General features: G+C 71.5%; 9 protein-coding genes and 1 pseudogene. 1 reads left to right on the top strand and 9 read right to left on the bottom strand.

Annotation, left to right across the window (positions count from 1 at the left end):
• Nucleotides 1-367: 367 nt before the first annotated feature.
• From frr to rpsB, 4 genes are all read right to left on the bottom strand, one after another.
• Nucleotides 368-925, bottom strand: coding sequence for a ribosome recycling factor (gene frr, locus ITI46_RS03110; protein WP_209237791.1), 558 nt, complete (start codon nucleotides 923-925; stop codon nucleotides 368-370).
• 224 nt (nucleotides 926-1,149) lie between these two features.
• Nucleotides 1,150-1,905: a UMP kinase gene (gene pyrH / locus ITI46_RS03105; RefSeq protein WP_209237790.1), complete on the bottom strand. Its 756-nt coding sequence runs from the start codon at nucleotides 1,903-1,905 to the stop codon at nucleotides 1,150-1,152.
• Between the two features lie 194 nt (nucleotides 1,906-2,099).
• On the bottom strand, nucleotides 2,100-2,936 hold the full coding sequence (gene tsf / locus ITI46_RS03100) for a translation elongation factor Ts (RefSeq protein ID WP_209237789.1): 837 nt from the start codon (nucleotides 2,934-2,936) through the stop codon (nucleotides 2,100-2,102).
• Between the two features lie 146 nt (nucleotides 2,937-3,082).
• Entirely contained in the window at nucleotides 3,083-3,985 is a 903-nt protein-coding gene (gene rpsB / locus ITI46_RS03095) for a 30S ribosomal protein S2 (RefSeq protein ID WP_209237788.1), read from the bottom strand.
• Nucleotides 3,986-4,108: 123 nt separating this feature from the next.
• Between rpsB and ITI46_RS35985 the strand changes: the two are divergent.
• Nucleotides 4,109-5,536 (top strand): annotated as a pseudogene (locus ITI46_RS35985) (murein hydrolase activator EnvC family protein); the annotation flags it as partial.
• A gap of 277 nt (nucleotides 5,537-5,813) precedes the next feature.
• Here ITI46_RS35985 and ITI46_RS03085 read toward each other — a convergent pair.
• From ITI46_RS03085 to ITI46_RS03065, 5 genes are all read right to left on the bottom strand, one after another.
• On the bottom strand, nucleotides 5,814-6,353 hold the full coding sequence (locus ITI46_RS03085; RefSeq protein ID WP_209237802.1) for a TetR/AcrR family transcriptional regulator: 540 nt from the start codon (nucleotides 6,351-6,353) through the stop codon (nucleotides 5,814-5,816).
• 115 nt (nucleotides 6,354-6,468) lie between these two features.
• Nucleotides 6,469-7,323 carry an RNA polymerase sigma factor WhiG gene (whiG, locus tag ITI46_RS03080; protein ID WP_209237787.1) on the bottom strand — a complete coding sequence of 285 codons (855 nt, stop codon included), beginning with the start codon at nucleotides 7,321-7,323 and terminating at the stop codon, nucleotides 6,469-6,471.
• Between the two features lie 316 nt (nucleotides 7,324-7,639).
• Nucleotides 7,640-8,920 (bottom strand): DNA-processing protein DprA, encoded by a 1,281-nt coding sequence (gene dprA, locus ITI46_RS03075; RefSeq protein ID WP_209237786.1) that lies wholly within the window; start codon nucleotides 8,918-8,920, stop codon nucleotides 7,640-7,642.
• 155 nt (nucleotides 8,921-9,075) lie between these two features.
• Complete coding sequence (locus ITI46_RS03070) at nucleotides 9,076-10,692, bottom strand: YifB family Mg chelatase-like AAA ATPase (RefSeq protein ID WP_209237785.1); 1,617 nt, start codon at nucleotides 10,690-10,692, stop codon at nucleotides 9,076-9,078.
• Nucleotides 10,692-11,027 carry a YraN family protein gene (locus ITI46_RS03065; RefSeq protein ID WP_307808044.1) on the bottom strand — a complete coding sequence of 112 codons (336 nt, stop codon included), beginning with the start codon at nucleotides 11,025-11,027 and terminating at the stop codon, nucleotides 10,692-10,694. Before ITI46_RS03065 ends, ITI46_RS03070 begins: the two co-directional genes overlap by 1 nt.
• Nucleotides 11,028-11,408: the final 381 nt, after the last annotated feature.

The raw sequence follows: 11,408 nt of genomic DNA, 5'->3' as shown, positions 1-11,408 counted from the left end.
GCTGCCGGGGGGTGTGCTCCGGCCCGTCCTGGCCGTACGGCTGCGCAGCGCCGGGGGAATGGGCGGGATCTGTGAAACCAGGACCTTCGGGACGGTGCCGGCCGTCGCGGCCGTCTCCGCCGTCACCGGGGCTCCCGGAGTCGGACACAATGGGCATAGGCCGAGTCTGCGACGCGTTGCCGCCCATACCGTGCACGGGGGCGTTTACGTCGTATGCGGAGACCTGACCATCGCCCGGGCGGGGCATCGCCGAAGGGGCGGAGCCCTGGTCGGGAGGACCCCAGTACCCCGCGTTCGGTTGCGGCGCTCCCCAGGATGAGTCGTTCACAGATAGCAGCCTTCGACCTCGGACCTTGAGACGGTGGGCTCAGACTTCGAGCAGCTCGGACTCCTTGTGCTTGAGCAGCTCGTCCACCTGTGCGACGTACTTGGCGGTGGTGTCGTCGAGCTCCTTCTCGCCCCTGCGCCCCTCGTCCTCACCGACGTCGCCGTCCTTGATGGCCTTGTCGATGGTCTCCTTGGCCTTGCGCCGGATGCTGCGGATGGAGATCTTGGCGTCCTCGCCCTTGTTCTTGGCGACCTTGATGTACTCCCTGCGGCGCTCCTCGGTCAGCTCGGGGAACGTCACCCGGATGATGTGGCCGTCGTTCGACGGGTTGACGCCCAGGTCCGAGTCGCGGATGGCCTGTTCGATGTTGCGCAGCGAGCTCTTGTCGAACGGAGTCACCACGGCCATCCGCGGCTCCGGGACGGAGAACGACGCGAGCTGGTTGATCGGCGTCATCGTGCCGTAGTACTCCGCCAAGATCTTGTTGAACATCGCCGGGTGCGCACGGCCGGTGCGGATAGCGGCGAAGTCCTCCTTGGCGACGACGACCGCCTTCTCCATCTTTTCCTCGGCTTCGAGGAGGGTCTCTTCGATCACCACGTGCTCCTGGTTCGATGAATGAGCCTGACTGCTTCATCCGGGGCTGTGAGCTGACGGCCGCCCCGCGGGCCGCCCCGGCCCCCGCGATGCCCTGATTCCTGCACGGTGTCCGACCGGCAGGCTGTTGTCCATCCCCGTACCGGGCCGTTCCTGCGCCCCGGTGTTGCCGAGGGAATCGCGCACACAGGTCGGCCGCGCCCGCGAAACCGTCGGCGGGGCGGTCAGACCCGGGTGCCCTGGTTGCTCACCAGGGTGCCGATCTTCTCACCCTTGACCGCGCGGGCGATATTGCCTTCGGCAAGCAGCTCGAAAACGAGGATCGGAAGCTTGTTGTCGCGGCAGAGCGTGATCGCGGTCATGTCGGCGACCTTCAGGTCGCGGGTGATGACCTCGCCGTACTCGAGCGCGTCGAACTTCACTGCTGCCGGATTGCTCGCCGGGTCGGAGTCGTAGACGCCGTCCACGCCGTTCTTGCCCATCAGCATCACCTCGGCGTTGATCTCCAGCGCACGCTGGGCGGCCGTGGTGTCGGTGGAGAAGTACGGCATGCCCATACCGGCACCGAAGATGACGACGCGGCCCTTCTCCAGGTGCCGGATGGCGCGCAGCGGGATGTAGGGCTCGGCGACCTGGCCCATCGTGATGGCGGTCTGGACGCGCGAGTCGATGCCCTCCTTCTCCAGGAAGTCCTGGAGCGCCAGGCAGTTCATCACGGTGCCCAGCATGCCCATGTAGTCGGAGCGGGCCCGGTCCATGCCGCGCTGCTGGAGCTCGGCGCCGCGGAAGAAGTTGCCGCCCCCGATGACGACGGCCATCTCGGCACCGTCACGGACGACCGAGGCGATCTCCCGGGCCATCTTGTGCACGACGTCGGGGTCGACACCGAGTCCGCCGCCGCCGGCGAACGCCTCGCCGGAGAGCTTCAGCAGGAAGCGCCGCCGATGGTCACTGTCTTTGCCGGTGTCATTGCTGGTCATGGAGATCTCCTCGTGCACATACGAAAGAGGCCACTGCCGTCGGATCCTCGCGGTTCCCTCTGCGGCAATGGCCTCCTCGTCACAACTGCCCTGTGCCCGACCTTATCGGGCCCGCGCCGGTTCTGTGCCCGGTGCTCGGTGTACTCCACCTCTGAGCGAACAGAACCGGCCCGCGGGATGCGTCAGGAACGGGCTCAGGCGCCGACGCGGAAGCGGGCGAAGCGCTTCAGCGAGACACCGGCCTCCTCCAGGACCTTCTGCACGGACTTCTTGTTGTCCTTGGCGAAGGGCTGGTCGAGGAGGGTGTTCTCCTTGAAGAAGCCGTTGACCCGGCCCTCGATGATCTTCGGCAGAGCCTGCTCCGGCTTGCCCTCCTCGCGGGCGGTCTCCTCGGCGATGCGGCGCTCGTTGGCGACCGTCTCCTCCGGGATGTCCTCGCGGGTCAGGTAGGCCGGCGCGAAGGCGGCGATGTGCTGCGCGACGTCCTTGGCGATCTCTTCGTTCGCCGAGTCCAGCTCGACCAGCACGCCGACCTGCGGGGGCAGGTCCGGGCTGGTGCGGTGCAGGTAGGAGCCGACGTAGGCGCCGGAGAACTGCGCGAAGCGGTCCAGCACGATCTTCTCGCCGAGGCTGGCGTTGGCCTCGTCGACGTACGCCTGGACGGTCTTGCCGGACTCGATCTCGGAGGCGAGCAGCGCGTCGATGTCGGCCGGGGAGGTGGCCTCGACGTGCGTGGCGATGGCCTCGGCGACGGCGAGGAACTTCTCGCCCTTGGCGACGAAGTCGGTCTCGCACTTGAGCTCGACGAGCACACCGGCGGCGTTGTCGTCGGCGATCCGGGCGATGACCGCGCCGTTCTCGGCCGTGCGGCTCTCGCGCTTGGCGACGCCCTTCTGGCCCTTGACGCGCAGAATCTCCACGGCCTTGTCGACGTTGCCCTCGGCCTCGTCCAGCGCCTTCTTGCAGTCCATCATGCCGGCGCCGGTCAGCTCCCGGAGCTTCTTGACGTCGGCGGCGGTGTAGTTCGCCATGGTCTGTGAATCTCTTCTCGGAAAGTCGATGAGGTTGGATCGGAGTCACGCGGCCGGTTCAGCTCACGGCTGGACGGCGGGGGCACCCGGCCCCCGCCGTCTCACCGCGAACCTGTGGGGTCCTCGTGATCCACGTGGCCCGTGGGTCAGCCCTGCTCGGCGGGGGCCGCCGCCTGCTCGCCCTCGCCGGCCTGCTGCGCCTCAGCGGCGGGCTTGGCCTCGGCCTCGCCCTCGGCGGACTTCTCGGCCTCGGCAGCCGGCTTCTCGGCGGCCTTCTCGCCCTCCAGGAGGTCGCGCTCCCACTCGGCCAGCGGCTCACCGGCGGCCTTCTCGCCCTTGCCCTCACCGGCGCCGCCGGACGAGCGGGCGATGAGGCCCTCGGCCACGGCGTCGGCGATCACGCGGGTCAGCAGGGTGACGGAGCGGATCGCGTCGTCGTTGCCCGGGATCTTGTAGTCGACCTCGTCGGGGTCACAGTTGGTGTCGAGGATCGCCACCACCGGGATGTTGAGCTTGCGCGCCTCGCCGACGGCGATGTGCTCCTTCTTGGTGTCCACGATCCAGACGGCGCTGGGCACCTTCTGCATCTCGCGGATACCGCCGAGGGTCTTCTCCAGCTTGGCCTTCTCGCGGGAGAGAACCAGCAGCTCCTTCTTGGTGAGGCCGGAGGCGGCCACGTCCTCGAAGTCGATCTGCTCCAGCTCCTTGAGGCGCTGCAGCCGCTTGTAGACCGTCGAGAAGTTGGTCAGCATGCCGCCGAGCCAGCGCTGGTTCACGTAGGGCATGCCCACGCGGGTGGCCTGCTCGGCGATGGCCTCCTGGGCCTGCTTCTTGGTGCCGACGAACATGATGGAGCCGCCGTGCGCGACGGTCTCCTTGACGAACTCGTAGGCGCGGTCGATGTACGACAGCGACTGGAGCAGGTCGATGATGTAAATGCCGTTGCGCTCGGTGAAGATGAAGCGCTTCATCTTCGGGTTCCAGCGGCGGGTCTGGTGCCCGAAGTGGACGCCGCTCTCCAGCAGCTCCCGCATCGTGACGACGGCCATGGCCGTTCTCCTTGAGTTACTCGGTTGTCGTCAGCGGAGGCCGGACGGCCCCCGCTTGCCTGACGTCCCTGGCGCGCCGCCCGGAGGGTCCGGCTGGGGACCGGGACCGTTCCTGGGACCGAGATGCGCGGCCACCGGGTGAGGGTGGCGGGACGTGCGAAGTCAGCCCGGTCACCCGGGCCGCACCAGCAGTGTACGGGACCACGGAGGGCCGCCGCTCCCGGCGGGGGCCCGGAGCCATCCGCCGGGGATGTGGAGCGTACGGCCGGTTCCGCGGGCGGCCCCACGTCCCTCGCACGGGTGACGGAGTTGTCCACAACCGGGCAGTTACCCACAGATCCCGGCCAAGATCCCCGCGGAGCGCGGACCCGCGCCACCGTTCTCCCCATGGAACAGCACAGGCCCCCGGACGACGGGGCACCCTTCGACCCCCGGTCTCCCCTGCGACCGGGCCTACGGCAACTCGCGGCGGTGCGCCGCCCGGCTGGCAGCGAGACGGTTCGGCGCCTGGTCGGATGCGAGGCGGTTCGGCGGGCGCCCGGACCGGGGGAGGTGCGCCCGGCTTCCGGATCGGGGGAGGTGCACGGGGCCTCCGGATCGGGCGACGTGCGCCGAGCCTCCGGGCCGGGGGCGACGGGCCGCACCGCAGGACGGGATGCCACGCGCCGCACCGCAGGACGGGATGCCACGCGCCGCACCGCGCGGCGCGGGGCGGTGGACCGCTGCGCAGGGCGTTGGGTGGGGCGGTGGGCTGCCGGACGCGAAGCGAGGCGGCACTCCGCCGGGCACAAGGCTGGGCGCGCTACGGCCGGACGCCCTGCGCTGTGCCGCATCGCAGGGCACGGAGCGGTGAGCCGCGCCGTCCGCGGAGAGCCCGTGCGGGGCCGTGTCGCCCCTGGTGAGCGAGTGCGGGGTGCTGCCCGGTGCCGGGCAGCGCTGGTCGCTGGGCTGTCGGCCGCGGTGGCAGTTGCGCTGCTGACGGTGCTGGGTGCATTTCCACCGTCGAGAGGGAACGCACCGGCCGGTGCGGCCTGGGCCCGGGCCCGGGCCATGAGACCTCCCGCACCCGACGTTCTCCTCACGCCCGCGGGTGCGGGAGTCGGCCACCACCGTGCGGAGGGGCGCCTGCGTGCGGCGGAGCGCGAGGACGGTGAGAGCGCCGACGACGGGCGCACTGTGGCTGGGAGGGCCTGGCCTGTCAAGGGGGTGGACGGCGCACGACGGCCGTGGGTCTCCCGAGGCTGGGATCCGCCGCCCGAGCCGTGGGCCGCGGGTCACCGCGGGGTCGATCTGGCGGCTCCGCCGGGCCGGCCGGTGCGGGCCGTGGCGGACGGCCGGGTGTCGTTCGCGGGTCGGGTCGCGGGGCGAGGCGTGGTGTCAATCGAGCTCACGGGCACGGGCCGGCCGCCACTGCGGACGACGTATCAACCGGTACGGCCCACCGTGCGGAAGGGGGAACGGGTGCGGGCCGGCGAGCGGGTGGGCACGGTCGCCGACGGCCGGCACTGCCCGCACAGCTGCCTGCACTGGGGACTGCTGCGCGGAGAGCGCTATCTCGACCCGCTCTCCCTCCTGCCCACAGCGCTCCTCGGCGGTCACTCCCGGCTACTGCCGGTCCGCGGGGTGCCGGTGCCGGGCGCCGGCACCCGGGACCGGGGCTCTGAACGCGCCGGTGCTGAAAAACGGGGCTCTGAAATGCGGCCGGCAGCCTCGGGTGCCGCCACAAGCGGGCCGGGCGGCAGCGGACCTGAGGCGTGGATTCCGGCGGGTGCGCTCGCACTGGCTGCCCTCTGGGCGCACCGGCGGCTGCGGCCAGCTCCGGCCGCCGTCAGCCCCGAACGCCGTTCAGCGCCATGGAGACAGCGGCTTCGGCGATCTGCTCCGGATCTTCGGCGGCCCCGAGCTCGATACGGCGCACCCCCGCGTCCACCACGCTCTGGAGCAGCATCGCGGCGAGCCGGGGCTGGGCGTGGCCGAGCTCGCCGAGCGCCTCGACGACCATGGAGATCAACCCGCCGTGCGCGGCGCGGATCCGCTCGCGGGCGCCCGCGTCGAGCTCACCGGCTGAGATCGCGACGACAGCGCGGTGCCGGCGGTCCCCCACCAGAGCGAGCTGCTGACGCACGTACGCCTCGACCTTGCCTTCCGGCGTAACAGCCGCCCGCATCGCGGACTCGACCTCGGCTGCCCACACCGGGAAGTCGACTGCGCACAGCTCTTCGACGACCGCGGCGCGGGAGCGGAAGTACTCGTAGACAGAGGAGCGCGCGAGGCCGGTGCGCTGGGCGAGAGCGGGGAAGGTCAGGGCTTCCGTACCGCCCTCGGACAGCAGCGACCTGGCGGCATCCAGCAGGGCCGCGCGCTGCATGTTCCGGTGCTCGGCCACGGAGGCCGCTCGAATCCTGGGCACGCCACTAGCTTACGGAGGGGAGGTCGAGAGTTGCACGGGTCCTGAGCGACCGGTTCGATCAGCGAACGCTCGGTCAGCGGCCGGCGTCGGCGAGCTTGGCACGCAGTTGCAGAACCGATTTGGTGTGGATCTGGCTCACCCTGCTCTCGGTGACACCGAGCACCTGGCCGATCTCGGCGAGGGTGAGTCCCTCGTAGTAGTAGAGCGTCACGACGGTCTTCTCCCGCTCGGGCAGGGTGTTGATGGCGCGGGCGAGCAGCCGGCGCAGTTCCCGGTCCTCGGCGACCTCGACCGGATTGTCGGCCGCGGTGTCCTCCAGGGTGTCCACCAGGCTGAGCCGGTCGCCGCCGTCGCCGCCCACATGCAGCAGTTCTTCCAGCGCCACCACGTTGGCCAGTGACAACTGGCTGAAGACGCCGTGCAGTTCCTCCATCTCGATGCCCATCTCTTCGGCGACCTCCGCCTCGGAGGGGCTGCGGCGCAGTTTGGCCTCGAGGGTGGCGTAGGCACGCTCGACAGCGCGGGCCTTCTGCCGTACCGAGCGGGGGATCCAGTCCAGGGCCCGCAGTTCGTCGATCATCGCCCCCCGGATGCGGGTGATGGCGTAGGTCTCGAACTTGATGGAGCGGGAGGGGTCGAACTTCTCGATGGCGTCGATGAGTCCGAAGATCCCGGAGGAGACGAAGTCGGCCTGCTCGACGTTGGACGGCAGCCCGACGCTCACCCGGCCCGCGACGTACTTGACCAGGGGCGAGTAGTGCAGGATGAGCTGTTCGCGCAGCCTGCTGTCCGCCGTGGCCTTGTAGGACCGCCAGAGTTCGTCCAGCGAGCTGGGCGCAGTCCTGGGCGTGTCGTCGTCGACCACGGCGCGTGCGGCTTCGGCGGCCGCTGCTGCTGTGCGGTCGGGCCCGGAGATGTGCTGAGGCATACGTCGCCTTGAGCCGTTCTGCTGGGTAGTGGTGGTCTGTGGGTATACGGAATCGTGCGGGTATACGGAATCGTGCATCTCGTGGCGAGATGATGTGAGCGTAGCGTGACCGCAACGTCGCAGTGTGCGACGTATTGTGCTTTCCCTCTGCGCCGGCGTGCTCCTTTCCGCGGTGGCTCGGCGGGGCCGGAAGCGGAAGCGGCGGGCATGACCGGGCACCGGGCCAGGGTGCGGTGCCCTGACGGGGCCGTGTCGCCCCGGCGAGCGCGCACAGCTCAGCCTTTCACCCGATAGCCCCAGGTCAAGGACCGCTTCATCACCCGATGGAGTGCCGCTTGCGGCGCGGGGTCAACTGCCATCTGTCACCGTCGCGTTCGACGAAGCCGAGCGCCCGCAGTTCGTGAAGCCGCGCGACGGCTTCGTCCGGCGGAACGCCCGCGGAGCACGCGATGCGAGCCGGATCAGCGGCGCCCCGGCCGGGCAGCGCCTCCAGCACCCGCGCCGCAGCGGAGCTCAACGCGTCGCGCGCTACCGCGGGTCCGCGGCGCTCAGGGGCCAGTTCGCCCATCATGCCCACCTGCTCGATCACTTCCGCCGCATCGGTTACCACTGTGGCCTCACCGCGCAGGAGTTGGTGCACGCCCTGGGAGAGCCCGGAGGTGACAGGGCCGGGCAACCCCATCAGGTGCCGGCCCAGCCCGAGGGCACGGCGGGCCGTGACCAGTGCCCCGCTGCGCAGAGCCGCCTCTACTACAACCGTTCCCCGGGTGAGGGCGGCGATCACCCGGTTCCGCAGGACGAACCTGCTGCGGGTCGGGTGGTCCCCAGGCGGCAGCTCGGCGACCAGCAGCCCGCGCTCGCCCAACGCGCGGATCAGCTCCTGGTTGCCCGGCGGGTAGCCGACATCGGCCCCGCACGCCAGCACACCGACCGTCGGCCCGCGCACGGCCAGGGCTCCCCGGTGCGCGGCGGCGTCGACTCCATAGGCCGCGCCGGAGACGACAGTCCAGCCCCGTTCGGCGAGCCCCGCGGCCAGTACGGTCGCGCAGTGCGCACCGTATTCGGTGCAGGCCCGGGCACCGACCACGGCCACCGAGCGAAGCGCCCACACTCGTAGGGAGGGCGTGCCGCGCACCCACAGGCCGAACGGTCTGGCGCTCTCCAAGTCGTCGAGCTGGTGCGGCCATTCGAGATCGCCCGGGCAGACGAAGCGCCCACCACACCCGGCAATCGCCTCCAGGTCCTCCTGCGGCCGCAGTTGGGCGGCGCGCAGCCGCAGACCAGCCCACCGCCGCTCCCCTGCCCCGTCGAGCGGCGGCCCGCTCCCGCACAGCGCGTCCACCACCTCGCACGGCCCGTATGCGGCGACCCACCGTCCGACGAGTTCGTCGCCCGGCTCGGCGATCCTGGTGAGAGCCGCCCGCGCGAGGCGCTCGGGCTCAGTCGGCGCGTGCCCCGCGACGAGGCGGCCCGCACCTTCCCCGAGCCGTTCCTGTCGTGCCTCGAGCCGTTCCCGTTCCGTACCTTTCGGCGGCGGCTCTGCTGCGGCTCGGCCTCGCGACAGCGCGGCCCGGGGAGTCCCCCTGCAACCGTCCATGGGCCGGTCCCGGCGCTGGAGGGCAGGTCCATGGCCTCCGCGCGTGCTGCTCCGCGGGGCTCCGCCGGGCGGCCGATGCCCGGAGGCGGTCGCTGCGTCCTCCGAGCCGGGGCGCGGGGAAGCCGGTCGCATGCCGGAGCCCTGATGCTCGGCCGTCATGCGGGGACCTCCGGCACCAGAGGGCTCCGGCAGATGCCGGAACGCAGTTCCAGGGCGAAGTTGACGTCGTCGCGGGTGGGCCTGGGGTGGCCGGCGAGGTCGGCGACCGTCCAGGCGACCCGCAACACCCGGTCCAGGCCGCGTGCGGTGAGCAGACCGCGTTCCAGATCGTCCATCGCATCGGTGAGCGCTCCTGGCATGGCGGGGTGCCGGGTGCGGAGTTCGTGGCCGGGAACTTCGCTGTTGATCCTCCACGGAGTGTCCGCGTAACGCGCCGCGGCCCGCTCCCTGGCCTCCAGCACCCGGGCGGCCACCACGGCGGTTGACTCCCCCCGCCCGTCCATGGCAGCCAGTTCGGAGCGGGCGAGCGGTTCCACGTTGACACGGAGGTCGACGCGGTCCAGCAGGGGCCCGGACAGCCGCGCCCGGTAGCGGCGCACCATGGCTGGCGGGCACTCGCACAAGACGCCGTCGCTGCCGTGCTGTCCGCACGGGCACGGATTCGCGGCCAGCACGAGCAGGAACCTGGCCGGCATCCGCATCATCCCCGCGGCCCGCGCCACGACGACATACCCCGACTCCAGCGGCTGTCGCATGGCATCCAGGACCTGAGCTCCGCATTCGGCCGCTTCGTCCAGAAAAAGCACGCCATGGTGAGCCAGCGAGACGGCACCGGGGCGGGGCACTCCGGAGCCGCCGCCGACGAGCGCCGCCATGGTGGCCGAGTGGTGGGGCGCGCAGTACGGCGGCCGGCCGACGAGCGGGTGGCCCGGCGGCAGCGCACCCGCGACCGAGTGCACAGCCGACACCTCCAGCGACTCCTTCCTGCTGAGCGGGGGCAACAGGCCCGGCAGCCGTTCGGCGAGCATGGTCTTTCCCGCCCCCGGCGGCCCCTTGAAGTAGAGGTGGTGCCGCCCGGCCGCGGCGATCTCCAGGGCACGACGGGCGAGGTGCTGTCCGGCCACATCGGCGAGGTCCACCGGGCGTTCGTCGGCCAGCAGTCCGGTCAGTCCGGGCGCCGCTGCGGGCAGCCCGGCGAGCCCGGCGTGGAAAGTGCCCGGCAGGCCCTCGTCACTGCGGTCGGGCTCCTCGGGGACCGGTTCGTCGGCCAGCACCGCGATGAGCTGGCGCAGGCTGCGCACGCCCAGCACGGAGACGTCCGGGACCAGCGCCGCCTCCGCTGCCGTCTGCTCGGGGACGACCACCTGCCGATAGCCCGCGTCGGCAGCCGCCAGGACAGCCGGGAGGACGCCACGCACCGGCAGCACCCGGCCGTCCAGACCCAGTTCGCCGATCATCACCACACCGGCGATCTCCCGCGGATCGATGCGCTCGGCCGCCGCGAGCACCGCGCAGGCAACCGCGACGTCGAACCCGCTGCCGCCCTTGGGCACCGAGGCGGGACTGAGCCCGACAGTCAGCTTCTTCTGCGGCCAGGGCACTCCGGAGTTCACCACCGCGGCCCGCACCCTGTCCCTGCTCTCCGTCAGACTCTTGTCGGGCAGTCCGACGAGAGTGAAGGCCGCGACGCCGGGCTCCAGATCGGCCTGCACCTCGACCGGGACCCCCTCGACCCCGACGAGTGCGACCGCGGACGTACGGGCGAACCCCATCAGCCGACCCCCCGCACGTGCTGCACCACGGGTGCGCCGCGGTCCGGCAGGACGACGCCGACGAGATCGATCCGCACCCCGCCGGACGGCGGGCGTCCGTAGCGGGCGACCCAGCACTCGCTGAGCCAGCGCGCCGCCAGCCGCCGCAGCCGTGCCGTCTTGGCAGGCGGCAGCCCGGCCATGGGGTGCTGGAAGGGGGTCGCCCTGCGGGCTTTGACCTCGCAGATCACCACGGCGTCCGCGTCTCGCGCGATGATGTCGATCTCGCCCTCGGCACAGCGCCAGTTCCGTTCGAGGATCGCCATCCCCGCTTCGCGCAGCCGCCGCGCCGCCACGTCCTCTCCGTACCGCCCCAGTGCGCCCTTCGCGCAGCCCGGGGGCGACGGTCGTCCTCGCTCCGTACTCCTCGTGCGGGCGCGCGCCCGGCCAGGGCCTCGCTGCCCGCCGCCCCGCGACTCCTTGCCGGGACGCACGCTCCCCTGCGACCCCGTGCCGGGGCCCCCGGCGCCCTGCTGCTCAACCCCGGAACGTCCGCTGCTCCGCGCTTCGCTGGTGTTCATACGGCACCACCTCCGACACCGACTGTGGCGGCATCGGAGGCGGCTGGGTGATCTTGCTCTTTTTCTGTGGAGAACCCGGCGGTTGTGGAAAATCCCGTCACCCGCCCGAGTGAAGTTCGGCAGCACGGGAACCGGCGGGCAGAGCCCCCGGCGGAC

Origin of the sequence: Streptomyces oryzae (assembly GCF_017676365.1) — a bacterium.
In the GTDB taxonomy this organism is placed as follows: domain Bacteria; phylum Actinomycetota; class Actinomycetes; order Streptomycetales; family Streptomycetaceae; genus Streptomyces; species Streptomyces oryzae.
The sequence above is the reverse complement of the archived record's forward strand: the minus strand, read 5'-3'. Positions and strand labels throughout refer to the sequence as shown.

Coding starts and splice junctions, on each gene's coding strand:
- whiG (WP_209237787.1), bottom strand. CDS start 7,323: ATGCCTCAGCACATCTCCGGGCCCGACCGCACAGCAGCAGCGGCCGCC.
- dprA (WP_209237786.1), bottom strand. CDS start 8,920: ATGGACGGTTGCAGGGGGACTCCCCGGGCCGCGCTGTCGCGAGGCCGA.
- ITI46_RS03085 (WP_209237802.1), bottom strand. CDS start 6,353: ATGCAGCGCGCGGCCCTGCTGGATGCCGCCAGGTCGCTGCTGTCCGAG.
- rpsB (WP_209237788.1), bottom strand. CDS start 3,985: ATGGCCGTCGTCACGATGCGGGAGCTGCTGGAGAGCGGCGTCCACTTC.
- pyrH (WP_209237790.1), bottom strand. CDS start 1,905: ATGACCAGCAATGACACCGGCAAAGACAGTGACCATCGGCGGCGCTTC.
- ITI46_RS03070 (WP_209237785.1), bottom strand. CDS start 10,692: ATGGGGTTCGCCCGTACGTCCGCGGTCGCACTCGTCGGGGTCGAGGGG.
- tsf (WP_209237789.1), bottom strand. CDS start 2,936: ATGGCGAACTACACCGCCGCCGACGTCAAGAAGCTCCGGGAGCTGACC.